The organism is Streptomyces sp. 6N223 (assembly GCF_052246635.1).
GTDB lineage: Bacteria > Actinomycetota > Actinomycetes > Streptomycetales > Streptomycetaceae > Streptomyces.
Genome location: NZ_JBQQCA010000034.1, coordinates 22,408 through 46,631 on the forward strand (window position 1 = coordinate 22,408; position 24,224 = coordinate 46,631).

General features: G+C 72.3%; 25 protein-coding genes. 15 read left to right on the forward strand and 10 right to left on the reverse strand.

Annotated elements, in window-relative coordinates; all coding sequences use genetic code 11:
• The first annotated feature begins 78 nt into the window (after positions 1 to 78).
• From ACTWQH_RS20800 to ACTWQH_RS20810, 3 genes are read left to right on the forward strand one after another with little or no spacing between them, the layout of a single operon-like run.
• Entirely contained in the window at positions 79 to 936 is an 858-nt protein-coding gene (locus ACTWQH_RS20800) for a helix-turn-helix domain-containing protein (RefSeq protein WP_443288160.1), read from the forward strand.
• Positions 926 to 1,156, forward strand: a complete 231-nt coding sequence (locus tag ACTWQH_RS20805; RefSeq protein WP_443288161.1) for a DUF397 domain-containing protein — start codon at positions 926 to 928, stop codon at positions 1,154 to 1,156. Before ACTWQH_RS20800 ends, ACTWQH_RS20805 begins: the two co-directional genes overlap by 11 nt.
• 6 nt (positions 1,157 to 1,162) lie before the next feature.
• Positions 1,163 to 2,296, forward strand: coding sequence for an amidase family protein (locus ACTWQH_RS20810; protein WP_443288162.1), 1,134 nt, complete (start codon positions 1,163 to 1,165; stop codon positions 2,294 to 2,296).
• A gap of 37 nt (positions 2,297 to 2,333) precedes the next feature.
• On the opposite strand, the gene ACTWQH_RS20815 is transcribed toward ACTWQH_RS20810, so the two are convergent.
• The 4 genes from ACTWQH_RS20815 to allB form a co-directional block, all read right to left on the reverse strand.
• Positions 2,334 to 3,530, reverse strand: a complete 1,197-nt coding sequence (locus ACTWQH_RS20815) for a cytochrome P450 family protein (protein ID WP_443288208.1) — start codon at positions 3,528 to 3,530, stop codon at positions 2,334 to 2,336.
• Between the two features lie 218 nt (positions 3,531 to 3,748).
• Positions 3,749 to 4,195 carry a ribonuclease domain-containing protein gene (locus tag ACTWQH_RS20820; RefSeq protein WP_443288163.1) on the reverse strand — a complete coding sequence of 149 codons (447 nt, stop codon included), beginning with the start codon at positions 4,193 to 4,195 and terminating at the stop codon, positions 3,749 to 3,751.
• A gap of 139 nt (positions 4,196 to 4,334) precedes the next feature.
• On the reverse strand, positions 4,335 to 5,495 hold the full coding sequence (alc, locus tag ACTWQH_RS20825; protein WP_443288164.1) for an allantoicase: 1,161 nt from the start codon (positions 5,493 to 5,495) through the stop codon (positions 4,335 to 4,337).
• Positions 5,492 to 6,910, reverse strand: coding sequence for an allantoinase AllB (gene allB, locus ACTWQH_RS20830; RefSeq protein WP_443288165.1), 1,419 nt, complete (start codon positions 6,908 to 6,910; stop codon positions 5,492 to 5,494). The genes alc and allB overlap by 4 nt, the downstream gene beginning before the upstream one ends.
• 146 nt (positions 6,911 to 7,056) lie before the next feature.
• On the opposite strand from allB, the gene ACTWQH_RS20835 reads away from it, so the two are divergent.
• From ACTWQH_RS20835 to ACTWQH_RS20860, 6 genes are all read left to right on the forward strand, one after another.
• The gene (locus ACTWQH_RS20835) at positions 7,057 to 7,836 is read left to right on the forward strand and encodes an IclR family transcriptional regulator (protein WP_443288166.1); all 780 of its coding nucleotides are present in this window, start codon (positions 7,057 to 7,059) and stop codon (positions 7,834 to 7,836) included.
• Positions 7,837 to 7,884: 48 nt separating this feature from the next.
• On the forward strand, positions 7,885 to 8,985 hold the full coding sequence (locus ACTWQH_RS20840; protein WP_443288167.1) for a serine hydrolase domain-containing protein: 1,101 nt from the start codon (positions 7,885 to 7,887) through the stop codon (positions 8,983 to 8,985).
• Positions 8,986 to 8,995: 10 nt separating this feature from the next.
• Positions 8,996 to 9,379, forward strand: a complete 384-nt coding sequence (locus ACTWQH_RS20845; RefSeq protein ID WP_443288168.1) for a hypothetical protein — start codon at positions 8,996 to 8,998, stop codon at positions 9,377 to 9,379.
• Positions 9,380 to 9,389: 10 nt separating this feature from the next.
• Positions 9,390 to 11,225, forward strand: a complete 1,836-nt coding sequence (locus ACTWQH_RS20850; protein ID WP_443288169.1) for a hypothetical protein — start codon at positions 9,390 to 9,392, stop codon at positions 11,223 to 11,225.
• Positions 11,226 to 11,230: 5 nt separating this feature from the next.
• Positions 11,231 to 13,537 carry a hypothetical protein gene (locus ACTWQH_RS20855; RefSeq protein ID WP_443288170.1) on the forward strand — a complete coding sequence of 769 codons (2,307 nt, stop codon included), beginning with the start codon at positions 11,231 to 11,233 and terminating at the stop codon, positions 13,535 to 13,537.
• A gap of 163 nt (positions 13,538 to 13,700) precedes the next feature.
• Positions 13,701 to 14,180 (forward strand): hypothetical protein, encoded by a 480-nt coding sequence (locus tag ACTWQH_RS20860; protein ID WP_443288171.1) that lies wholly within the window; start codon positions 13,701 to 13,703, stop codon positions 14,178 to 14,180.
• A gap of 27 nt (positions 14,181 to 14,207) precedes the next feature.
• Here the strand turns inward: ACTWQH_RS20860 and ACTWQH_RS20865 are convergent, their stop codons facing one another.
• On the reverse strand, positions 14,208 to 16,130 hold the full coding sequence (locus ACTWQH_RS20865) for a hypothetical protein (protein WP_443288172.1): 1,923 nt from the start codon (positions 16,128 to 16,130) through the stop codon (positions 14,208 to 14,210).
• 46 nt (positions 16,131 to 16,176) lie between these two features.
• Positions 16,177 to 16,512, reverse strand: a complete 336-nt coding sequence (locus ACTWQH_RS20870) for a hypothetical protein (protein WP_443288173.1) — start codon at positions 16,510 to 16,512, stop codon at positions 16,177 to 16,179.
• Positions 16,513 to 16,543: 31 nt separating this feature from the next.
• Here ACTWQH_RS20870 and ACTWQH_RS20875 point away from each other — a divergent pair, with 31 nt between their 5' ends.
• A complete protein-coding gene (locus ACTWQH_RS20875; protein ID WP_443288174.1) occupies positions 16,544 to 16,846 on the forward strand; it encodes a hypothetical protein in 303 nt (100 codons plus the stop codon).
• On the opposite strand, the gene ACTWQH_RS20880 is transcribed toward ACTWQH_RS20875, so the two are convergent.
• The 3 genes from ACTWQH_RS20880 to ACTWQH_RS20890 form a co-directional block, all read right to left on the reverse strand.
• A complete protein-coding gene (locus ACTWQH_RS20880) occupies positions 16,822 to 17,043 on the reverse strand; it encodes a TIGR02391 family protein (protein WP_443288175.1) in 222 nt (73 codons plus the stop codon). The two genes, ACTWQH_RS20875 and ACTWQH_RS20880, sit on opposite strands and share 25 nt — an antisense overlap.
• 217 nt (positions 17,044 to 17,260) lie before the next feature.
• Positions 17,261 to 18,010, reverse strand: coding sequence for an SDR family oxidoreductase (locus tag ACTWQH_RS20885; protein ID WP_443288176.1), 750 nt, complete (start codon positions 18,008 to 18,010; stop codon positions 17,261 to 17,263).
• A gap of 157 nt (positions 18,011 to 18,167) precedes the next feature.
• Positions 18,168 to 19,073, reverse strand: a complete 906-nt coding sequence (locus tag ACTWQH_RS20890) for an AraC family transcriptional regulator (protein ID WP_443288177.1) — start codon at positions 19,071 to 19,073, stop codon at positions 18,168 to 18,170.
• A gap of 144 nt (positions 19,074 to 19,217) precedes the next feature.
• Here ACTWQH_RS20890 and ACTWQH_RS20895 point away from each other — a divergent pair, with 144 nt between their 5' ends.
• Positions 19,218 to 19,535 carry a putative quinol monooxygenase gene (locus tag ACTWQH_RS20895; protein WP_443288178.1) on the forward strand — a complete coding sequence of 106 codons (318 nt, stop codon included), beginning with the start codon at positions 19,218 to 19,220 and terminating at the stop codon, positions 19,533 to 19,535.
• Positions 19,536 to 19,640: 105 nt separating this feature from the next.
• On the forward strand, positions 19,641 to 20,609 hold the full coding sequence (locus ACTWQH_RS20900; RefSeq protein ID WP_443288179.1) for an alpha/beta hydrolase: 969 nt from the start codon (positions 19,641 to 19,643) through the stop codon (positions 20,607 to 20,609).
• 312 nt (positions 20,610 to 20,921) lie between these two features.
• Here ACTWQH_RS20900 and ACTWQH_RS20905 read toward each other — a convergent pair whose 3' ends face one another.
• Positions 20,922 to 21,176 carry a hypothetical protein gene (locus ACTWQH_RS20905; RefSeq protein WP_443288180.1) on the reverse strand — a complete coding sequence of 85 codons (255 nt, stop codon included), beginning with the start codon at positions 21,174 to 21,176 and terminating at the stop codon, positions 20,922 to 20,924.
• Positions 21,177 to 21,216: 40 nt separating this feature from the next.
• Between ACTWQH_RS20905 and ACTWQH_RS20910 the strand changes: the two genes are divergently transcribed.
• From ACTWQH_RS20910 to ACTWQH_RS20920, 3 genes are all read left to right on the forward strand, one after another.
• A complete protein-coding gene (locus ACTWQH_RS20910; protein WP_443288181.1) occupies positions 21,217 to 21,813 on the forward strand; it encodes a nucleotidyltransferase family protein in 597 nt (198 codons plus the stop codon).
• Between the two features lie 99 nt (positions 21,814 to 21,912).
• Positions 21,913 to 23,529 (forward strand): malate synthase A, encoded by a 1,617-nt coding sequence (gene aceB / locus ACTWQH_RS20915; RefSeq protein ID WP_443288209.1) that lies wholly within the window; start codon positions 21,913 to 21,915, stop codon positions 23,527 to 23,529.
• 59 nt (positions 23,530 to 23,588) lie between these two features.
• On the forward strand, positions 23,589 to 24,212 hold the full coding sequence (locus tag ACTWQH_RS20920; protein WP_443288182.1) for an HD domain-containing protein: 624 nt from the start codon (positions 23,589 to 23,591) through the stop codon (positions 24,210 to 24,212).
• Positions 24,213 to 24,224: the final 12 nt, after the last annotated feature.

Consider the following 24,224-nt stretch of genomic DNA (forward strand, 5'->3'; position numbering starts at 1 on the left):
CAGCGTGCGCGTAACGTCCGTAGGCTCGCGTGACAGGACAGGTCAGGCAACTCACTGGCTTGACAAGGGAGTCGTCACATGGGTGCGGGCAGCAGCAAGAAGCGCGGCAACGGCAAGGCCACGCGGCAGGTGCCGCCGACGAGGCAGGCGTACGGGGAGGAGCTGCGGGTCCGGCGCGAAGCCGCCGGGCACACGCAGCTGTCGCTGAGCGAGCTGGTGATCTGCTCGCCCTCGCTCATCGCCCACTGGGAGGCGGGTCGACGGAAGCCGAGCCCGGAGGACGCGGCGCGCCTGGACGAGGTGCTGAACACGGGCGGCTTCTTCGTCCGGTGGCTGCCGACGCTGGACGACGGGCCGGTGGCGGCGTACTTCGCGCAGGCCCAGGAACTGGAGAAGCAGGCGACCACGATCCAGTACTACGCGGCAACGCTGGTGCCGGGGCTGTTGCAGACCGAGGAGTACGCGCGGGCGGTGATGCGGGCGACCCGCCCCACCAACACGGAGGCTGAAATCGAGGAACGCGTCGCCAGCCGGATGAAGCGCGCCCGCATCCTGGACGACCCGGCGATGCCCGAGTACTGGGCGATCCTCGACGAGAACGTGCTGCGCCGCCAAGTTGGTGGCCCTGCTGGGATGGCCCGCCAGCTGCGCCACATCGCCTCGCTGATCCGTTCCGGCCGGGCCAGGGTCTACGTCCTGCCACACGCGGTTGGCGCACATGCACTCTTGCACGGGTCGGTCATGCTTATGGAGTTCGACGACCAACCAACCGTCGCGTACGTTGAGGGCGTGATGATGGGGCGGGTCGTGGACGATCCGGCCAGCATCGCCGACTACCAGCGGCTTTACGCGCTCGTGCTGGGCGAGGCGCTGTGCTCGCAACAGTCGCTCGACCTGATCGAGGCTTTGGCGGAGGAATTCGAGCATGCAGGCTGAGAAGCACATCCCGGACGCGTCGGCCCTCTCGGGATGGCGCAAGTCCAGCTACAGCGGCGGCGGCGACGACCACGGACCGGACGAATGCCTGGAGGTCGCCGACGGCCACCCCGGCATACTCCCCGTCCGTGACTCCAAGAACCCACAGGGCCCGGCCGTGCTCTTCGCCGAACGGGCCTGGGCCGCGTTCATAGGCGGTCTCAAGAACCCTGAGAAGTAGGGCGGATTGGGCGAACGGGCCCAGCACTCCGCCACCGGCATCGCCGCGGCGGTGCGGGCGGGGGAGCCGACGGCGGCCGAGGTGACCGCTGACGCGCTGCGGCGGATCGGCCGGCTCGACTCGTGGCTGCGGGCGTTCACCGAGGTCTGGCCCGATGACGCGGCGGCGCGGGCCCGGTGGGTGGACGCCGAGGTGCGGCGGGGGCGGCGGCTGCCGCTGGCCGGGGTCCCGATAGCGGTGAAGGCCACCGAGGGCCGTGCCTCGGAGCACAGCCGACGGCTGCTGGCCGCCGGCTGCGTGCCGGTCGGCGCGACGTCCACACCAGGGCCGGGGACGGTGTGGCAGACGTGGGGTGGGACGGAACGAGGACCCACACTGAACCCGCTGCTGCCCGACCGCTCCCCCGGCGGCTCGTCGGCGGGCTCGGCGGTCGCGGTCGCCGCCGGGATGGTGCCGCTGGCGACCGGCAGCGACGGGGCGGGATCGGTCCGCATCCCGGCCGCGTGGTGCGGCGTGATCGGCCTGAAGCCGACCAACGGCCGCCTCCCGGCCCGCGACCGGGCGGGCCTGAACGTCGGCGGCCCGCTGGTGCGGTACGCCGAGGACGCCGCCGCCTGGCTGAGCGCGGTCACCGGGCAGGAGGTGAGCGCGGCTCCCCCGCCGCCGGGCGCGCGGGTGGTGTGGTCGGCGGACCTCGGCTTCGCCGGCACGGACGCGGAGGTGGCGGCCGTGGCGGAGGCGGCGCTGCGGGAGCTGATGGCTCGTCACGGGCTGGCGCCGGCCGCGCCGCCGGAGCCGGTGCTGCTGCGCGACCCGGCGCCCGCCTGGGCGGCGTTGCGCCGGGGCGACCCCGGCAGCGCCGCGCGTGCGCTGCGCGCCGCCAACGACGCCGCGCTCGCCGAGGTCTTCGCCGCCGCCGACCTGCTGGCCACCCCCACCACGCCGAACCCGCCGCACGGCCACGAGGGGCCGGGCGAGCTGATGTCGACGGCGCTGGCGTGGGCGTTCAACCTCAGCGGTCACCCGGCGATCAGCCTGCCCGCCGGCCGCACCCGCGCCGGGGAGCCGGTCGGCCTGCAACTCGTCGCCCGGCACGGTGAGGAGGCGCTGCTGCTGGGACTGGGCCTCGGCGCGGGGTGACGGCGGCGTCGTGCCCGTCGAAGAGGGTCCGGGTCCGCTACCGCCAGCGGACGGGCAGGCGGTGCGGCCCGCGGATCATCATGCCGCTGCGCCAGGCCAGGGCGGTGGGGTCGGCGTCCAGGGCGAGGCCGGGGGCGCGTTCGAGGAGGGAGCGGATGGCGATGCGGCCCTCCAGGCGGGCCAGCGGGGCGCCCAGGCAGTAGTGGATGCCGTGGCCGAACGCCATGTGGCCTCCGGTCTCCCGCCGGATGTCGAAGCGCAGCGGGTCGGGGAAGCGGGCCGCGTCGCGGTCGGCGTCGCCGATGGCGGGCAGCACCAGCTCGCCGCCGCCCGGGATGAGCGTGCCGCCGATCTCGACGGGGTCGACGGTGAAGCGGAAGGTGGGCGTGAGGACCGGTCCGTCGTAGCGCAGCATCTCCTCGACGGCGCCGTCGAGCAGCCCCCAGTCGGCGCGCAGCGCGGCGAGTTGTTCGGGGTGGAGGAGCAGCGCCAGCACGCCGTTGACGATGAGGTGGACGGTCGTCTCGTGGCCCGCGATCAGCAGCAGCCAGGCGGTGCCGAGGAGTTCGTCCGCCGAGAGCCGGTCGCCGTCCTCGTCGGCGGTGGTGATCAGGGCGCTCATCAGGTCGTCGCCCGGCTTCTCGCGCTTGGCGTCGAGCAGCGCGGCCAGGTACTCGGACATCTGCCGCATGATGTCCTGCTTCTCCCCGGTCGGCGCCCCGCTCAGCAGGGCGTTCGACCAGGCCCTGAACCGCTCGTGGTCCAGGAAGGGAACGCCGAGCAGCTCGCAGATCATGCGGATCGGCAGCGGGAAGGCGAGGCCGTCGACGAGGTCGGCCCGGCCGTCGGGGGCGGCGAGCATGGCGTCCAGCAGCTCGTCGGTGATCCGCTGGACGCGCGGCGCCAGCGCCTGGATGCGCCGCGCGGTGAACTCCCGCGCCACGAGCCTGCGCAGCCGGGTGTGGTCCGGTGGGTCGGCGCCGAGCATGTGGTAGCCCGTGGAGACGCGCAGCTTCCTGAGCTTGTCGGCGGCGTGGGCCCAGTTCTTGCTCAGCCGGGCGTCGGCGAGGGTGGCGCGCACCTCGTCGTAGCCGACGACGAGCCAGCCGTCGGCGCCCTTGGCCATCCGGATGTGGTGCACCGGGCCGCGTTCGCGCAGCGCGGCGAAGACGGCGTACGGGTCGGCGTCGAAGTCCTCGCTCAGCTCCGCCAGGTCGATGATCGCGTCGCCCATCGCCTCGTCCGCTCCCTGCCGCACCGTCACTGCCGGTCACCCCTTCGTTCTCCGAAGATGCTGTGCGCGGCGGGGCCGCGTCAAACGTGCGGGCTCGGCACAGGGCACGGCGCCGGGATCGAGAGGGGGACGATCCCGGCGCCGTGTGTGGGGGGACGCGAGTCTTTCAGGTGCGGCGCTGCTGCCCTGCGGCCCGCCGGCAGGGCGTCAGCGGCCCGTCAGCAGTCGTAGTTGATGAGGTCGAAGGACTCGTAGTGGTCGGCGGTGTAGTAGTCCTCCTCGTAGCTCTCGCCGGTGACGATGCGGCGGGCGCCGCGGTCGTCGCTGCCGGGCGTCTCCACGGTGTACTCGTGGTAGTAGCCCTCGGACTGGGAGGGCAGCAGGCCCTCGCGGTTGTAGAAGACGCCGCCGTCCTCCGGGTAGGGGAAGGGGCCGCCGGCCTCGATGAGGTCGAGGGTGTCGTACGCCTCGGCGGGGAGGTCGCTGTAGCAGATGTCGCCGTAGTCGAACGGAACGACCGCTGCGGCGGAGGCGGTTGTGGGGGTGAGGGTGGGGGCCGTGCTCGCGTTGGCGGTCGCGGCCGCGCCGCCGATGAGCAGGGTCGAGAGCAGGGACGCGGCGGCGCCGGTCCGGACGATCCGTCGGAAGCCTCGGGGAAAGTTCATGCCCATGCCAATCAGTGTGACGCGCGTAGTGTGACGCGCGTCAACGGCACATCGGTGATATTTCCCAGGAGTTCACAGGAGCCGTGTCTGCTCCACAGGTTCGCCGCAGACGGGGAACACCACGCCGCGACGCTGCCCCTCAGCCCCCCAGCGCGCGGTGCCGCTCCGCGAGACGCCGCGCGCCGTCCTCGGTCAGCGAGCCGTGCAGCCGCAGCCGCGCCACCCCGCCGTCCGGGAAGATGTCCAGACGTGCGTGCGTTGCCGCCGGGGCGGCCAGCACGAAGCGGTGCACGGCGTCCGGCCACAGCCGGGTGCGTGGCAGCACCTCGCGCCACTCGCCGCCCGCCCCGGGGTCGTCGGCCACCGAAAGCGCCGCCCAGCCGGGGGCGTTGCCCTTGTAGCAGCCGGTGTCGATCTCCACCGCCCGGATCACGGCCCGCCCGGCGAGCCGGTACCGCACCCAGTCGTGGCCGCCGTCCCGGCGCCGGCGGGTCTCCCAGCCCTCCTCCATGGAGCGGGAACGCCCCGGCATGATGCTGTGCTCCGGCGGCGAGAAGAAGATGTCGGAGGCGTCCTCGGCGACACCGCCGTGCTCCAGGGCTGCCAGGTCGAAGGTGCCGAGCGCCGCCAGCCACGCCGGGTCCGGCACCACCTCGCCGTGCGCGCGCAGCCGGGCCACCCCGCCGTCCGGGTACTGGCGCAGCCGCAGGTGCGTCCAGCGCCGCTCGGCGCCGACGGCGAAGGCGTTGGCGGCGTGGCCGCCGACCGGGGTGCGCGGCACCAACGTGGTCCAGGCGGCGTCGCGGGCGACGGCGCCGTCGTCGTCGCGGAACGCCGCTGCCTCGACGCTCACCTCGCTCGGGTGGTTGCCCCGGAAGTGGGCGGTGTCCACGATCAGGCCGTGGACGATGCCGGGCGCGCCGAGGCGCACGATCGCCCAGTCGTGGTCGTCCGCGGCCGGATGCGGCGCGTTGGCGGCGGCGCCCCGGCGGCGACGGGTCTCCCAGCCGTCCATCACCTTGCCCTTGTGGCCGAACGCCCCTTGGTCGAAGCGGGCGGGGCCGGGCGCGATCAGGTTCTCCCGCTCGGCGAAGAACTCGTCGCCGGCGGCGGTCACGGAGCCGCCCAGGCGGCGTGAGGCCAGGTCGGGAAGACGGCCGAAGGGCAGCGCGTCCGGGTCGGGCGCGCGGTAGTCGGCGTACGGGTCGCCGCCGCGGTAGGGCGCTGCCGCGCCCGTGAAGCGGGGAATATCCGGCGTAGCGGCGTCCCCCGCTTCCGCGCGCGGGCGGCGCCCGCTCATGCGGTGGTCTCCTTTCGCCCCGCGCTTGCCGGGCGGGCCGCGCCGACCACCTCGGGGACGCCGGTCGCGCCGCTCCCCCCACGCTCGATGAGCCGCCCGCGGGGCCCCGTGACGCGGCCGTCCGCCGCGATGAGCCGCCCCCGCAGCCACGTGGCGCGGACCACGCCGCGCAGCGTGCGCCCGGCGTAGGCGGTGACCGGGTTGCGGTGGTGGAGCGCCGCGGGGTCGACGGTGAAGGTGGTCTCGGGGTCGAGCACGGCGATGTCGGCGTCGTGGCCCGCGGCGATCGCGCCCTTGCGGCCGTCGAGCCCGGCGAGGCGGGCCGGGCCGGCGGCCATCCAGCGGGCCACGTCGGCCAGGCCGAAGCCGCGCGCGGCCGCCTCCGTCCACACGGCCGGGAGGCCGAGCTGGAGGGAGGCGATGCCGCCCCAGGCCGTGCCGAAGTCGGGGACCTTCAGCTCGGCGGTGCAGGGCGAGTGGTCGGAGACGACGCAGTCGATCGTGCCGTCGGCGAGTCCCGACCACAGCGCGTCCCGGTTGGCGGCCTCCCGGATGGGCGGGCAGCACTTGAACTCCGTCGCGCCGTCGGGGACCTCCTCGGCCGTCAGCGTCAGGAAGTGCGGGCAGGTCTCGGCGGTGATCCGCACGCCCGCCGCCCGGGCCTCGGCGATCAGCGGCAGCGCGTCGGCGGAGGACAGGTGCAGCACGTGCACCCGGGCGTCGAGCCGCCGCGCCAGCGCCACCAGCCGGGCGATGGCGTCGAGCTCGGCTGCCGGCGGCCGGGAGGCGAGGAAGTCGGCGTAGCGGCGGCTGCCGTCGGGCGAGGGCGCGGCGGCCAGGTGCCCGGGGTCCTCGGCGTGCACGATGAGCAGGCCGCCGAAGCCGGCGATCTCGGTCATGGCCTCGGCGAGTTCGGCGGGCGCGAGCTCCGGGAACTCCTCGACCCCCGATGGTGAGAGGAAGCACTTGAAGCCGAAGACGCCCGCCTCGTGCAGCGGGCGCAGCTCCCCGGTGTTCCCCGGGATCGCGCCGCCCCAGAATCCGGTGTCGGTGTACGCGCTGGGCGCGGCCGTGGAGCGCTTGACGGCGAGGTGGGCGGGCGTGGTGGTCGGCGGGACGCTGTTGAGGGGCATGTCGAGGACGGTCGTGACGCCCCCGGCGGCGGCGGCCGAGGTGGCGGTGGCGAAGCCCTCCCACTCGGCGCGGCCCGGGTCGTTGATGTGCACGTGGGTGTCGACGAGTCCGGGCAGCAGCGCGGCGTCCCCGTAGTCCCGGGCACGGTCGTCATCGGCGTACGCCTCGTGCGGCAGCACCTCGGCGATCCGGCCGCCCGCCACGGCGACGGCGGCGGCGCGGACGCCCTCCGGCGTGACCACGCGGGTCGAACGCAGCACGAGCTCCGGCGTTTCCGGCACCGGCATCCTCCTCCGTCCCGTCCGCACCATGTTTCAACAAATCGTTGAAGAGATCCTCGGGTGCGTGGGGCCGGTCGTCAAGCGGCGGGTAGGCTCGCTGAGAACCACCCGCACGGGCCGTGAAGGACCGGAAAGGACCCGACGACGTGCCGCCGTCCGACGTACGCAAGCCCACCGGCGGTGGGGTGCAGTCCCTGGAACGGGCCTTCGCGCTGCTGGAACACATGGCCGACGCCGGAGGCGAGACGGGCCTGAGCGAGCTCGCCACCAGCAGCGGGCTGCCGCTGCCCACCATCCACCGCCTGATGCGCACCCTCGTCACCAGCGGCTACGTCCGCCAGCAGGCCAACCGCCGCTACGCCCTGGGCCCGCGCCTGATCCGCCTCGGCGAGAGCGCCGCCCGGCCGCTGGCCACCTGGGCGCGGCCGCACCTGACGCGGCTGGTGGAGGGCACCGGGGAGACGGCGAACATGGCGCTGCTCGACGGCGACGAGGTGGTGTACGTGGCGCAGGTGCCCTCACACCACTCCATGCGGATGTTCACCGAGGTGGGCCGCCGGGTGCTGCCCCACTCCACGGGGGTGGGCAAGGCGCTGCTGGCCGGGCTCCCGGACCGCGAGGTGCGCGCGCTGCTGGCCCGCACGGGGATGCCGCCCGCCACGGAGCGGACCATCACCACGCCTGACGCGTTCCTCTCCGCCCTCACCGCGGTCCGGGAGGACGGCTACGCGCTGGACGACAACGAGCAGGAGATAGGCGTCCGCTGCATAGCCGTCCGCGTGCCGAACGCCCCCACCGCCGCCGCGATATCCGTCTCCGGGCCGGCGGGCCGGGTGACGGACGAGGCCACGGAGAAGATGGTCCCCCTCCTCCACGAGGTCGCCCAGGATTTGTCCGCCGCTCTTGCGGCGACACATGGGGCATGATGGTCAATCGGCCACGCGGTCGAACAAGGTGTGGAAGAGGTTTTTCAGGTGGACGCACAGCGTCGGATCGAGGCGGCTCTGGAGCGGCTCGTCGCGGAGGGGCGGGAGATCGGCCTCCAGGTAGCCGCGTACCTCGAGGGGGAGTTGGTGGTCGACGCCTGGGCGGGCGTCGCCGACCCTGAGACGGGCAGGGAGGTGGACGGCGACACCCTGTTCTACCTCTTCTCCTGCGGCAAGGGCGTCACCGCGACCGCCGTTCACCTGCTGGCCGAGCGCGGCGTGGTGGACTACGACACCCCGATCGCCGCCTACTGGCCGGAGTTCGGGACGCGCGGCAAGGACCGCATCACGGTGCGGCACGCGCTGACGCACACCGCGGGCGTACCCCATCTTCCCGAGGGCACCACCCTGGGCGAGCTGTGCGACTGGGAGCGCATGTGCGAGCTGGTCGCGGGCCTGGAGCCGGTCTGGGAGCCGGGCACCAAGTCGGGCTACCACCCGGGGACCTACGGCTGGCTGCTGGGCGAGACGGTGCGGCGCGCCGACGGGCGGCGCGTCGACCAGGTGGTCCGCGAGGACATCACCGGGCCGCTGGGCGTCGAGGACTCCCTCGCCATCGGCATCGCCGAGTCGATGCTGCCGCGCATGGCCTGGCACGTCGAGGACGGCGCGGCCGAGGAGCAGAAGGCGACGGCGGACGCGCCGCTGGAGACGCTGCGGCCCGTCACCCAGGCCAACCACCCCGGCCGGCAGCTGGCCTGCCTGCCGTCCACCTGCTCGGGCTCGGCGCGGGGCCTGGCGCGGATGTACGCCGCGCTGGCGGGCGGCGGCGAGCTGGACGGCGTGCGGATCGTCTCGCGGCAGCGGCTGGAGACCGCGACGGCGCCTGCCGTCGACGGCGTGGACGTGCTCAGCGGCCATCCGATACTGCGCGGCCTCGGGTACCTGCTGGGGCGGCCGGGCTCCCCCATGGGCGAGGCGCACGTCTTCGGACACGACGGCCTCGGCGAGACGATCGGCTTCGCCGACCCGCGCCGCGGCTTCGCGTTCGCGCTGGCGAAGAACCACCTCACGAACGACTGGTCGCCGACCAGCACCACGAACCTCCTGGTGCGCGACGTCCGCGAGGCCCTGGGCATCGCGGCCTAGTACCGTAACGGTGCTTACCGTGACGGGGCAGGCATTTTCATGGGCCGTGTTCTTCCTCGACCTGCCCACCGAGAACGAACGCCGCGAGATCATCACCGTCCACCTGCGCAAACGCCGTCGCGGCCCGCAGGCGTTCGACGTCCACCACCTCGCCCGCGACACCGACGACGCCATGGACGCCATGGACGCCATGGACGAGGCGTTCAACGAGGACCGCGACGTGACCACTGACGACATCTCCCGCGCCGCCGATCGCACGGTGCCGCTGAGCACCTCCCAGCGCGAGACCATCCAGGGCCCCCGCGTCTGGCTCCGCGAAGGCCGCGCCCACTCCGCCTCCTACGCCGGCACCGCCGAGGCCGCGACACACCCGGTGCCGGTGCTGGAGGTGTGAGACAGGGGTGATGGTCAACGACGATGACGGCGTCGCGCGGCGGCTGGCGAAGGGCGCGCGTGGCCTGGTGACACGGTGGGCGTGGCGGCGGCTGGTGCGCGCGTGCGCTGCGGGGGATCCGGCCGTGCAGGACGCGATCCGGGCGGCGGCGGCAGGGCTGTCGGAGGAGGAGGTCCTGGACCTGCTGGCAGTGGGGCCGGCCGAGCCGGCCGACCGGGCGGCGTACCTGACGCTGATCGGTCAGCAGGCCCAGCGCCGGGCCCTGGACCCGGACGGCTCGCTGCTCGCCCTGGCCTACCGCGCGGCAACGCCCGAGGTGCGCGAACGCCTGCGCGTGGTGCTGGGGGCCGACGGCGACGCCGACGTCATCCGCGTCGTGGTCACCGGCGAGGAGCGCGACCGGATCGCCGCCATGTCCCACGGCGAGATCGACTACCTCGCCCACCACCTGGCCGAACACCACCGCTGGGACGAGCTCGGCCGCCTCGCCCGCGACCTCCCCCTGGCCCAGGCGGCCGCGGTCGCCCGCCTCCTGCCGCCGCAGCCGGAGCGCCCGGCGCTGGCCGGGCACTCCGCGTCGGACCTCCGGGCGACCGTCGACCGCCTGCCGCGCGAGCCTCTGCTCAGGAGTGAGCCGGTCAGCGCGTCGCGCGTCGCCCTCGCGGCGTCCTTCGCCCCGGACGCCGCCGAACTCGCCCTGATGGTCAAGGACTTCCCACGCACCCAGTTTGGCCGCGCCCGGTTTGGGGTGGACACGCTCCGCATCGGCACGGGCGAGGTGTCGGACGCCGGCGAGGTCGTGATTGAACAGGGCTCGATGGACACGGTGCTGCACCTCGGCGACGAGATTCTGGTGAGCTTGGTGAGCCATGGGAAGTATCTCGTCGTCAGGATCGTGCCGGACCGCACGGTCCTCCGCCCGCCCTTCGAGCTCTCGGCCCTGGGGCGGTCCAGCGGTGGGGCCGTGGCCGTCGGTCCCCAGGGGCTCACCTTCGCCGATCCCGGCGCGACCACCCTGCGGTACCAGCCGATCCGCGGGCCGCTGGCACCGGGCGGGAAGGGAGCCCGCTTCAGGCACGACATCGATCACCGCTGTCTCGCGACGCTGCCGGAGGCCCGGCGCGTCGCCTTCTTCGACGGGCACGGCATCTGGGTGGTGAGCGAGGACGGCGAGGTGGTTCACCAGGCCGAGGCGGGACCGCGCGGCCCTCACGGCGACCGGCGGATCGCCTCTCCCGGCAACCGGCGCATCGGACCCGTGCTCACCTTCCTCTCTCCGGACTCGCTGGCGTTGCACTACAACTACGAAGACGGCTTCAGTTACCGGCCCCACACCGAGATATGGGAGTTCCCGGCGAAGGGAGCGGCACGGCGCACCGCCCACCACGATGGCCCGATCCGGGAGCTGTGGCCCTTCGAGACGTGGTTCGGGCTGCCGTTGCAGGACGAGTTCGCCACCCGGATAGGGAATCCCGTCCCGGACGGCCCCTGGCTGCATCTCCCCGAGGGCCATGCGCCCCGCCTTCTTCTGGCGATCTCTCCGGAGAAGGACATGATCGCCACCCACGTCCACACCGGCCATGGGTGGGCCGTTGAGGTGCACAGTCCTCACCTGGCCGCCGCGCGTGAGCTCCTGGAGCGGCCGCTGCTCCACAGCCGCCCGGGGGACCTGTCGCGGGCGCGGGAGCTGCGCCCCAAGATCGGCGATCCCGCGGTGCGGGACGCGCTCGGCCTCCTGACGGCGCGCCTCGCAGACCGCTTCGGCGACGCGATCTCCCTCGGCGACGGCGCCACCCCCGCCGCTGGGCCGGACGACATCGCCCTCGGCCGGGGCGGGGAGCGGTGAGGCCCATGCGTCCGAGGATCGCCGCGCTGCTGCTGCGCCTCAGCGCCGCGCCGGACTCGCCGGCGTGGAACCGGGCCCTGGGCGCGGTGCTGCGCGAGGCCGCCTCCGGCGCCTCCGGCGCTCCCGCGGCGATACGCGCCGCCGCCAGGGCCGCGGCATCCCACCCGGAGGCGGTGTGGCGGGTGTGGCTGGAACCGTCGGTCTCAGGGCCCGCCCCGCGGCGGTGGGCCTCCCCTCTGCTCCCGGCGTTGCTCGACGGCGGCGACACGGCCGCCGTTCCCGACCTGCTGGTCGACGCCGCGTGGCGGGACTGGCTCGATGACCACCACCCCGCGCTGTGGTCCCTGTTGGAGCGCTGGAACCAGCCCGCGAGCCCAGCCGCCGACCCCGGCGTACGGTCCCTGAGCCGACTGGTCCTCGGCGACCAGGGCGCTCCGGTGGCGCCACGGCTGCTCGCCGGCACCGCCGCCCGCTTCGGCCATCCCATCGGCGAATCCGCCCGCGCCCGCCTGCTGGCCCCCGACGCCCAGGAGGCCGTCGACCTGTTCTGCGCGGCGGCGCTGGACGCCCCTGACGCGATGGCCTTCTGCCTCGCCCACCGCCTCGCCCCCTCCGGTGATGTCCAGCGCGCGGTCTTCTTCGTCCGCACCGGACAGCACGAGCAGCACCGGGCGCTGGACCCCGAAGGGGAACTGCTCGCCCTCGGCTACCAGGGCGCGACGCCTCAGGAGCGCGCGGCGCTGCGGACGGCGATGACCACGCTCGGCGAGATCGACACGCTGCGGGTCGTGGCGGGGCAACAGGCCGGGCGGCAGGGCCTCAAGCACCTCTCCGACCAGGAACGCGCCTACCTGGTACGCCAGCTCACAGAACGGCGCGACTGGGACGGCCTGTGGCGCCTCACCCTCCAGATGCCGCTGGCCGAGGCCGTGGAGGCCGCCGCCCGCGTCTCCGGTGACTGGCTGCCGCCCGGCGAGGACGACCGCGGGCTCTTCCAGGCGCTGCGCACCGCGGACCCCCGGGCGGTGCGCGACCAGGTGGCGGCGTTGTCCAGCCCCGTCTCCCGGCTCACCCCCCAAACCCGGATCAGCCTCCGCGACCTCGGCCTCGGCGCGTGGTTGACCTTCATCGACGACCTCGACTTCGCTCCGGACGGCACACAACTCGCCTTCGCCGGTGGTCATGTGAACGGCGGAGAGCGGGTCTACGGCGGAGTCGGGATCATGGACATCGCCAGCAGGGCCGTGTCGTTGTCACGGGTGCATTCCGGCTTGGAGCACCGCGTGAGGCAGGTCAGACATCTGGGAGCGGACACGGTCGTGGCACTGGATGTCGCACGGAAACTGCACCTGTGCGCCGGCCCTGAGGGGAGGTCGTACCGCTCCGACCGCCCCCGCATGGTCGAGGTGGTACGCATCGCCGGGGACCGGGCGTTTCTCGCGTGCTCCTACAGGGACGGGATGACCAACTTCTTCATCGGCACGGCCGGGATGGACCTCGTCAGAAGCGGCATGCTCGACGCTTGGGCTTCGTCCTCCCTCCCGCGGGTGCCGTCCATGGCCACGGACCCCGATGGCCGGACGGTCGCCATCCTCCGCAACGAACGGACCATGATCGCCGACCTCAGCTCCTCCACCGTGAAGGAGCTGAGGTTCCCGGGATCGTGGCCGGGCCCTTCCCCGATCGCCGCCATGTCGCCCTCCATCCTCCTCGCCTGCTGCGGAACCGACCTGCACGTCCTGCACGAGCCGCTCACGTCTGCCCAGGCCCCGCAGGCCTCGGAAGCCGTATTCGCCGGGACGCTCGACGTGCGTCCGACGAGGCTGGCCTGGTCTCCCGCGCTGCGTCAGTTCCTGGCGCTCAACGGCGAGCATCTGACGGTCCTCAGGGTGCCGCCGACGCGCGACAGTCCCAGGCCCGAGTCCGTCGTCCGCGGGAGGATCACCCTTGGCCGCACGCCCTGGGAGCACGATCCCGTATGCCTGTCGCCCCGGGGTGACGTCCTGGCCGTAGCGCCGCGCGTCGAGGGGACAATCGACCTTTACCTCCTCACCGCCCTCTCCCTGCGTCACGTCATCGGCAAGCCCTTGAGCCAGAAGACCCACCGGCATCTGGCGGACGTGGTCGCGGTGCAGGAGCACCCCGTCTGCGGCGACGCGTCACGGGAGACGCTGGAGTTGCTGCGGACCTGCCTGGAGCACCGGTTCCGCCACGATGTCGTGATCGGCGACACGACGAGCGCTGTGCCCACGGCCGACGACGACATCGAGCTGGGTGCGACGGGGAGCGACGATGGTGCTCAGCCTGGATGACGACGCCCGGCTGGTGAGCCGGGCCGGGAGACGGCGGGCCGACGGCTCACGGGGGCCGCTGGCGCGGCGGGCGTGGCGTCGGCTGGTGGGCGCCTGAGCGGCCGGCGATCCGCACGCGCAGGAGGCGATAGGCGAGAACGCCGGCGCGTCGCCCGAGGCGAACGTGCGGGACCTGCTCGCGGCGGCGGCGGCCGAGCCCCGCGACCGGGCGGCGTACCTCACCCTCATCGGGCAGGATGCCCAGCGCCAGGCCCTGGCCCCGGACGGCTCGCTGCTGGCCCTCGCCTACCGCGCCGCACCCGCGCACCCGCCTCAACCCCGGCGAGGCGCTGGGCGCCCCCGCGATCCACAGGATGTGACCCTTGCTCCCGTCGAGCGCGCGGACCTCCCGCCGTATCGGCGGGTGCACCGCGAAGCCGCCCTTCCCAATTTCGCCGGAACGCCGTACCTTCCGCGGCGACACGACCCGTTCGAGGGCCGGTGTTCGTCCTCACGCACCACCCCGGACGCGCGGCCCGCCGACGGCGTGACCTCCCTGAGCTGCGACAACCCCGAGGCCCCCCCTGTCCGGTTCCAGCTCCTCAACGGCGTTGACCACTCGGCTGCGGTGGACGTGCGGTACCGACCGGTCGTGGCCGAATGACGCTGCCCTGTTCACCGGTCCCGGCCGTCACGGGTTGATCAGCGGCCGGTAGGCGTCACGTATGTCGTCGGTCGAAGTGAAGACGTAGTCGTCCGACGGTGGGCCGGGGTCCTCGCCGTAGTACTCGTAGCTCAGGATGGCGGGGCAGTTGCCGCCGACCTCGATGGTGGAGGTGTCCAGGCGCCGACCGGTCCGCACCTCGTAGACCCGGACGGAGAGCACCATTGTGTGGAAGGTGACGCTGTCGTACCCGGAGGGGCTGGTGTCGGACTCGTAGGTGCAGGTCTCGACGACGGAGCCATACCGCGGCTCGCTGACGCAGATCACCAGCACCGCGTCGGCGGCGCCGTCGGCGAGCCAGCCGCCGGGGAGTTCTTCCGCGTGGTCGAGCTGGCCGGAGAGCTCGGTCTCGCCGAAGAGGAGGGCAGGGTGCGGGCCGCCGCCGCGGTAGGGGTCCGCACCGCGGTATGGGGCCGGGTCGTCGCAGTAAGCGGGTTCTTCGCCGTCGTAGTCGGTCTGGACGAGGTCGCGCAGCCGGTCAAGCTCGATGGCCGTCTCGGCCTCGTCGATTCCCCGCTCGGCGTCGGTGGCGAGGTCGTGGCCGGGGTACTCGTCGAGCAGTTGCTGGTACTGCTGACGTGCCTGGTCCCAGGCCTCGTCCTCCAGGGCGTCGTCGCCGCATCCGACGATCGCCGCCGGCTCGACCTCCGGGATGACGTCCGTGGCGTGGTCCAGCACATCGCCGCGGCCCGGCCGGTTCCCGAGCCAGTCGGTGATCCGCAGGGTGGTGCAGGCGTCCTCAGTGGGCAGCCGGTCGAGGAATCCGTTCATCACCTCCCCGACCTCGTCCTCCCGGCCGGGGAACTCCGCCAGGACCGCGGCGAAGTGGTCGAAACCGGTGGACAGGGCCCCGATGTCGCCGGTCAGGGCGGTGTCGAGCTCGTCGGCGGCCTCCGCGAGGACGAGGTCGGCCCTCAGGTCCGGCGCCCCCTCCCACAGCGCCGCAGGATGTTCTTCGTAGGTCCACAGCGTCCGCTCGGCGCGCAGCCGGCCGGTGAGGGCCTGCTGCTCGGCCGCGACCAGGAGCTCGCACGCCTCGGCGCTGTCGTCGGCGCGGGTGACCAGACGCCCGTCGGCCACCCGGTGGCCGGCCCACAGCCCGTCCAGGATCGACAGCGCCCGCGCGCAGTCGCCGTCGCGGTGGGCTAAGGCCGCGTCCCGCTCGATCCCGGAGGCGTCGGCCCGGAGGGCGGCGAAGGCCAGCAGCACCGTACCCGCGACGCCGAGGGCGAGGAGCCGCTGCCTCCACACCCGGCTTGCCCCAACGCCCCGAGGGAACGCCTCCCAGCCGGATCGCCGGGGCCATCCGCCCGCCAGCCACCAGCCGTGCACGGTGACGGCCACCCACCACAGGAGCATCGCGAACCGGAACCATGTGGGCTGTTCGCCCGAGGCGAGGACGGTGACAAGGATGACCGTGACCGCCAGGCTCGCGGTGGCGAGCCGCCGCCGCCCGAGGAACAGGTATCCGGCACCGGGGAGGCCAGCGTTGGCGAGCGAGGCGGTGAACGGGTCGCGGGGCCGGGGAGCGGAGGCGGAATCGGTCGGCTCCGGCCGTGACGTGTCGTCAGGAGTCGCTGGTGCCGGTTCCGTCGGGTCCCTTGGACTTGCCTCTCTGGACGAACCACCGATGGTGGCTGCCCATGTTAGGAAGCGCGGCCTGGGAGGGGTCCCGAGTCGGGAACGGATCGGCTGACAGCAGGTCTGAAACAGCACCGCTTCGACGATCGAGTGCTCTATGTCGCACTCACTCGCGCTGCAAGACAAGTCGTCCGGTGCTAAACAGCCGCCTGACGTCGCCTCGGTGGGCTGACCGCGGTGGCGCAGGGTGGGGATGAGGGTGCCGTCGAGCAGGACCACCTCCGCGCCCCGCTTGGCGAGCTTCGTCACGGCGGGGTCCAGGCGCGGGGCGCGGGTGGCGAGCGGGCCGATGAGCTCACCTGACGATGTTCGGTGAAAGATCACCGGCGGGATCCGCTGCCTTGCCCGCAGGACCCTGGCGAAAGGATGGCATGCGCAGATCTACGGCTTGCTGCCGCCGGGCTTCCTCGGCGTCGAGCTGGATGATCTTGTCCTGGGCTCCCGCGAGGCTGACTTCGAGTCCCTCGATCTCGCCAAGCCAGCCCTCGCGCTCGGCTTCTGCGATGCGTGCGTTGAGGTTGTCGCGGATCTCGACCAGCCGTGCACGCTGGCCTGCGTCTGGTCGCAGGAGTGAGCATCGGACGCCCCGTTGACTGAAGGAACTGGGGAGATTTCCCAGTTCAGAGGGCAAGTGCTGTTCGCGGTCGCTACGGTCATCAGTCGTGACGAACGATGCGCTCGAACGGGATCTGGCTGTCTTGGTGGTTCCTCGGTGGGGACGGCTGGTGGAGACCGACGATCGGTACCAGCCCTACCGGCTCCTCGCCCCCGATGGTGTGACCGTGGAACCGGTCGCGGTCTACTTCCAGGAGTTGCTGGCGGCCGGGAAGGCTCCGTCGACTGTCCGCTCCTACGGCATGGATCTGCTCCGGTGGTGGCGGTTCCTTCTCTGCACTTCGTCAAGTCGGGTGAGCGCCCGCTGGCGAGGGGATGCGGGGCCTCAGATCTGCTTGGCCGCGCGCTGAGATGCCTCAACCTTGTCGAGCAGGCGCATGAGCAGATCGGCAAGCAGTACGACTTCCGCGGCTTCGGTGGGGTCTGCGTAGTCGACGCGGCGATGACTCGCGGGGTTCTTGAAGGTCCCGAAGGCGCCTTTGACTACTGTCCCGACCAACGAGCCGCCAGCCCCGCCAGGCACGGAAGCCAGCAGAATCGGTGACACGTTCATTACAGTAACCTCGTGCCTTGGCCGCCAGTGCCTGGCGCCCCTCCGCACCGGGCTTTCGACCAGGGGTGTCCGTCTGCCGTACTGCAGTCCGGCTTCTCGTCGTTGGTCGGGTTCCCGTTCGCCTGGGTGGGCGCTGGACGGCGAGCCGGCCACTTGCCTGTGTGCGTGGCGGACTCGTGGCATCAGTGCGGCGTCATCTGCCTGCTGGTGGTCACTTCGCCTGAGCGAGCCGGACCGCGTCGGGACCGGCCGGGAATCGCAGCTGGCCGGTCATGTCGTGCACGGCACGCCACACTGTCTCGGCGACGTCGCTCTCCTTGGTGAACAGGTCCTGGCCCGTGAAGTCGCCCATGGCCTTCTTCGCCCATGGTGCGTAGGGCGCCGGGACCAGCTCGTCGAGCGAGGCGCCGTTCGTCGCGTTGGCCGCGAAGTTCGTCGTCAGGCAGGCGCCCGGCTCGACCGTCTTCGCCTGCACACCGAAGGGCGCGAGCTCGAGCGCGAGGGATGCGGTGAACCCCTCGATGGCCATCTTGCTTGCCTTGTAGACGGCCGAGAGCGGCATGTGGCCCAGCACCACGCTGGAGGTCACGTTGACCACCACGCCGGAGCCGCGCTCGCGGAACTGGGGCAGCACCGCCTGCGTCGTCGCCATCACGCCGAACGTGTTGGTTTCGAAGACTTCCCGCACTCGGGCCATGGGGGTGCCCTCGAACACGCTGATCGATGGGACGCCCGCGTTGTTGACCAGGACGTCGATGGGGCCGGCTGCCTCGAACGCGGCGGTGATGGTCTCGGGCTTGGTCACGTCGAGCTCGACGACGTAGAGCCGGTCCGACTCGGGCAGGACGCCCGCACGCGGCGTGCGCATCGTGGCGATGACGTTCCACCCCCGCGCGTGGAAGTACAGGGCGGTCTCCCGCCCGTATCCGGAGGAGGCACCAGTGATCAGGACTGTCTTCATGCTGTGATCCTCGCGATGTCGTGGGAGCCGCGGAGGGACAGGCATTTTCCTGCCCCGCGGAAGAACTCGTGATCCCATTGAATCGCTCTGACCTGCGCAAATAGTAGAACTATCCTCGCTCCCTCTTGCACGATCCTCCTCCGAGGAGCAACCCCGCTCAGGGCAGAACGCCCGCGGGAGTGCCTGTGGTGTTCCGCAGGCGGGCCGCGTCCCGGCTCGGGGGTGCGCCGAACTGGCGCCTGTACTCGCGGCTGAACTGCGACGGGTTGTCGTAGCCGACGCGGTGGCCGACTCCGGTGACGTCGCCCGGGTGGGTGGCGAGCAGCAGCCGGGCCTCCTGGAGCCGGATCTGTTTCTGGAACTGGATGGGGCTCATCGCGGTCACCGCCTGGAAGTTGCGGTAGAACGCGGAGACGCTCATGCCGGACAGGCGTGCCACGTCCTCGACCCGGAAGGGCTCGGCGTAGTGCTCGCGGATCCAGCGCACGGCCCGGGAGACATGGCTGAGGCCGCTGTCGGCGAGGCCGAGCTGGCGCACTGCCGCGCCCTGCTCGCCGGTGACCAGGCGCCACAGGATCTCGCGTTTGACCAGCGGGGCCAGTACGGCCCGGTCGCGGGGTTCGTCGAGCAGGCGCAGCAGCCGGACCACCGCGTCGAGCAGCCCGGGCGGGGCGTCGCTGACGGCGATCCCCGACGGCGCGCCTGTGCCGGCGCGGGGGGCGTCGCCGGGATCGGCCTGCAGCAGCAGTTCGGCGACGGCGGACGGTTCCAGCGTGAGACCGAAGCCCAGGGCCGGCCGCTCGGGGTCGGCCTGGGTGAACTGCCCGGTGACGGGCAGGTCGACGGATGCGACCAGGTACTGCCCGGCGCCGTACTCGTAGACCCGGTCGCCCAGCGCGAGGCGTTTGGCGCCCTGGGCGATGACCGCGAGCACCGTGCCGGACATGGAGGGCGCCGGCGGATCCGGCCGGTCGACCTTCGAGATCAGGACACCGTCGATGGCCGTGGTCCAGTCGGGGCGGGCATGCCGGGCCAGCAGAGTGCGGAGCTCTTCGAGGTACATGCGTCCATTGCAGCACCATTCGGCACCCGGGCTCCCGTAGCCGCGAGGATTATGCAAGTAGCAGCGAGCATCGTTCTAACGTTTCCGCAGGTCAGGACTGTTGAATGGAGTCACCTCACTCCATCAACGCAGAAGAAGGCCTCCATGATTGCCAAGTACGGCTTCAACGCCACCCTGACCGCCAGGCCCGGAATGGGCGACCGGCTGGTCGACCTGCTGCTGACCGGCCTGGACGAGGGCAGCCCCGGCGCGAGCGAACACTGCGTCGTCTATCTCGTCTCCCGTTCCGCGTCCGCCCCCGACGTCGTCCACGTCACCGAGGGCTGGACCAGCGAGGAGGACCACCACCGGATCTTCGCCGGCGAGGCCGCCCAGGCCATCGTGGCGCAGATCGACGGACTGCTGGCCAAGGAATCCGAGTACACCGACTACGTCCCGGTCCGCGGCAAAGCCGCCTTCTGACCCGCCGAACACCCCACACCCCCAGCCCCTGCCGCCTCGGTGCCCGCCGAGGCGACCCCCCTCCTCGCCCGACCGTCCCGCCACCACCCACGAAAGGCAACGACCATGACCACAGCACGACCCGCCCTCGACCCCGAACTGCATGAACTCTTGGCCGACATGCCGCTGATGTCCCAGCTCAGCCCGGAAGTGCTGGCGCAGGTACGCCCCTTCTCCTCGATGCCCGTCGAACCCCTCCTCGAGGGTCGCGCGATTGACCGGCGCGAGGTCACCGCTGCGAGTCCGGACGGCACCACCATCCCCTTGTCCGTCTTCAGCCCCGCGAACACCGATCGCACCACCGCCGCACCCTGCGTCTACTGGATGCACGGCGGCGGGATGGTCATGGGCGACCGCTTCTCACAGATCGACATCCCGCTGGAGTGGCTCGACGAGTTCGGCGCCGTCGTGGTCTCCGTCGACTACCGGCTCGCGCCCGAGGCCACCGGCATCATCCCGGTCGACGACTGCTACCAGGGACTACTCTGGATCGCCGAACACTCCGAAGAACTGGGCATCGACCTCGCCCGGATCATCGTCGCAGGCGCCAGCGCGGGCGGCGGCCTGGCCGCCGGCGTCACCCTGCTGGCCCGCGACCTCGGCACCCCAACCATCGCCGCCCAAGTCCTGATCGGCCCCATGCTCGACCACCGCAACACCACCACCTCCAGCCTCCAGTACTCGAACGGGCCCGGCGTCTGGACCCGCGAGATGAACGGATTCGGATGGCGCTGCCTCCTCGGCGACCTCACCGACGACGAGGTACCCGCATACGTCTCACCCGCCCTGGCCGACGATCTCGCGGGCCTGCCGACCACCTACATCGACACCGGCTCCGCCGAAGTCTTCCGCGACGAGGACACCGACTACGCCACCCGCATCTGGGCGGCCGGCGGCCAGGCCGAACTCCACGTCTGGGCAGGCGGCTTCCACGGATTCGACGCTCTGTACCCGCAGGCACACATCTCGGCCACAGCCCGCCGAACCCGCACCGACTGGCTCGCCCGAGTCCTGCCCACGAACCCCGCCGCATAACGCCACCGAAAACCTGATGATGCAGTGTGCACGAGCTTGGCGCTTACAGTAGTGGCACCCGTAGTCGGGAGCCATCCTGATACAGCGGCTGACGCACTCCGGGTCAGGCTCAGCGCTTCCATGCCGGTCAGACGGTCGGCACTCGAATGCCTCCGTACGCTTCATCATCTGCCTCGCCCTCGACGCGACCACAGCCATCGCAGTCGGGACACTCGATCGTGGTCATGACTGCCTCATCGGCCTCCTCGTCCCAAATCAGGGTTTCCAGAGTCCCCAAGCCGTCGCAGTCACGGCAGTGATACCAATATTCATCTATTCATCGTTCACCGCTGGCATGCCGACCGCCGTCGCGCGGGTGCTGGCAAGGGCGACGGCGACGAACCCTGCGACCACCGCAGCGGCCACGCCGCAGAACACACCCACTTTGCCAGCGATCCCAAGACCGTTCCAGCGGTCAACGATGTGCCAGCACAGGGGCCGTCTCCCATCGCTGCCTTCTGGTGGCGGGTCGGTCTCCACGGCCACCAACGAAGGTTCCGGGCGGTCTGTGTTCTCGTTGGAGGCCATGCGGCGAGCCTGGGGCCCTCATCGCACGTAGGCTCGCGGCATGAGTGAGAGCGTCGCGGGACTGCTGCTGGCCGCCGGGGGCGGGACCCGGCTGGGCGGCGCGGTCAAGGCGTTGCTGGAGCGCGGCGGGCGGCCGCTGGTCGAGCTCGCCGCCGAGGCGCTGCGCGGGGCCGGGTGCCCGGCGGTGCACGTCGTGCTGGGTGCCGGGGCGGGCGAGGTGCGGGCGCGGGCGGAGCTGGCGGGCTGCGTCGTCGTCGAGAACCCCGGGTGGCCCTCGGGCATGGGCTCCTCGCTGCGGGCCGGGCTGGCGTCCGTCGCCGCGGCGGGGGCGGGCGGCGCGCTGGTGGCGCTCGTCGACCAGCCGGGCGTGGGGGCCGCGGCCATGGCGCGCGTGCTGGCGGCGTACCGCTCGCCGGGGACCCTGGCGGCGGCGGCCTACGCCGGCCGTCGCGGGCATCCCGTGCTGCTCGGCGCGGCCCACTTCGCCGCCGTGGCGCGGGCGGCGGACGGCGACCGGGGGGCACGCGACTATCTGCGGGAACACGAGTCGCACACCACGCTGGTGGAGTGCGGGGACGTGGCGGCGCCGTACGACATCGACACGCCCGGCGACCTGCCGCTGCTGCGCCGAAGCTGAAGCCGAAGCTGAAGGGGGTCCCGGCCCGCCGTTGATGTTCCGCCATGAGAAAACTACTCTCCAGCAACAGTCCGCGAAGGAGTGACACCAGTGAGCCCCATGCCCGTCACGCGAGTTGACGCCCCCGCCGCCCTGCCCCGGCAGGACGAGATCCTGACCGACGAGGCCCTGCGCTTCCTCGCCGCCCTGCACGAACGGTTCACGCAACGCCGCGACGAGCTGCTGGCGCGCCGCGCCGAGCGGCGGGCCGCCGTCGCGCGCAGCGGGCGCCTGGACTTCCTGCCGGAGACGGCGGGCGTGCGGGAGGACGACGGGTGGCGGGTGGCGACCACGCCGGCGGCGCTCAGCGACCGGCGGGTGGAGATCACCGGGCCCACCGACCGGAAGATGACGGTCAACGCCCTCAACTCCGGCGCCCGCGTCTGGCTCGCGGACTTCGAGGACGCCTCCTCCCCGACCTGGGCGAACGTGATCGGCGGCCAGCTGTCCCTGGCGGACGCCTTCCGCCGCCGCATCGACTTCACCGACGAGGTGAGCGGCAAGCGGTACGCGCTGCGGCCGGACGAGGAACTGGCGACGGTGGTGACGCGGCCGCGCGGCTGGCACCTCGACGAGCGGCACATCCGGGTGGACGGGGCCCCGGTGCCGGGCGCGCTGGTGGACTTCGGGCTGTTCATGGTGCACAACGCCCGGCTGCTGGCCGAGCGGGGGCGCGGACCGTACTTCTACCTGCCGAAGCTGGAGTCGCACCTGGAGGCGCGGCTGTGGAACGACGTCTTCGTCTTCGCGCAGGAGGAGCTGGGCCTGCCGCGCGGCACGATCCGGGCCACGGTGCTGATCGAGACGATCACCGCCGCGTTCGAGATGGAGGAGATCCTCTACGAACTGCGCGAGCACGCCGCCGGCCTGAACGCCGGGCGCTGGGACTATCTCTTCTCGATCGTGAAGAACTTCCGGGACGCCGGGCCGGAGTTCGTGCTGCCGGACCGCAACGCCGTGACGATGACGGCGCCGTTCATGCGCGCCTACACCGACCTGCTCGTCCGCACCTGCCACCGGCGCGGGGCACACGCCATCGGCGGCATGGCGGCGTTCATCCCGAGCCGCGACGCCGAGGTGAACGCGGTGGCGTATCGGAAGGTCAAGGCCGACAAGGACCGGGAGGCGGGCGACGGCTTCGACGGCTCGTGGGTGGCGCACCCAGGGCTGGTGCCGGTGGCGCGGGAGTCCTTCGACGCGGTGCTGGGCACCCGGCCGCATCAGAAGGAGCGGCTGCGCGAGGAGGTGAAGGTCACCGCCGACGACCTGCTGGCCATCGGCTCGCTGGCGGCGCGGCCGACGCGCGAGGGACTGGTGAACGCCGTCCAGGTCGGCACCCGGTACCTCCAGGCGTGGCTGGGCGGCCGGGGCGCGGTCGCCGTCTTCAACCTCATGGAGGACGTGGCGACGGCCGAGATCTCCCGCTCGCAGATCTGGCAGTGGATCAACACAGGTGTGGAGCTGGCGGACGGCGAGCGCGTCACGCGGGAGTTCGTGCGGCAGGTGGCGGCCGACCAGTTGCTCGCCATCCGCGACGAGGTGGGCGAGGACGCCTTCTTCGCCGACGGCTGGCAGCGGGCGTTCGACGTGCTGATGCGGCTGTCCCTGGGGGAGGAGTACGTGGACTTCCTGACGCTGCCCGCGTACGAGCTGCTCGACGCCGAAGGGCGCGGATGAGCGTGTGGGAGCCGGGTTCGGCTTGTCGTCGCCGTGGCACGTGAAGGGAGTTGTTCGTCATGGTGCGGGTTTTCGAGGCGGCGGCCGGTTGGCCGTCGGTGCGCGAGCGATTGGCGGGGCGCGTCGCAGATCAGGACCTGGCCTCGCTGGATGAGGCGGTCGAGTTCGCCGTGCGGTGGCACGCGGACCAGAGGCGGCCGGCGGGTGAGCCGTATGTCGAGCATCTGCTCGAGGTCGTGTGCGTGCTGGCCGAGGCGGTGGGAACGACGGACGTCGATGTGTTGCGCGCGGCCGTTCTCCACGACGTGGTCGAGGACACGGAGTGTTCGCTCGAGGACGTGCGGGAGCGCTTCGGTGACCGCGTCGCGGTCCTGGTCGACTGGGTCACCAAGCCCGCGCCATCGGAGGGCCAGACCCGCGAGGAGGCGCGGGCGGCGTACTTGAGGCGCCTTCGCACCGCCCCGACTGATGCGGTGTTGCTGAAACTGGCGGACCGGCTGAGCAACGTGCAGCGGCTGGACACCCATCCCCGTCCGGAGAAACGCCGTTCGTACTATCTGGAGACGGTGCACTCCGTCGTCCCGCTCGCGCAGTCCCACCCGTGGTTCCGCCAGTGGTATGCGGCCTGGCGCGACGCCTTCGGTCATGTGGCTGCCGACAGCCCGGACGCGCGCTCTCAGTGACACGCGCCCGGC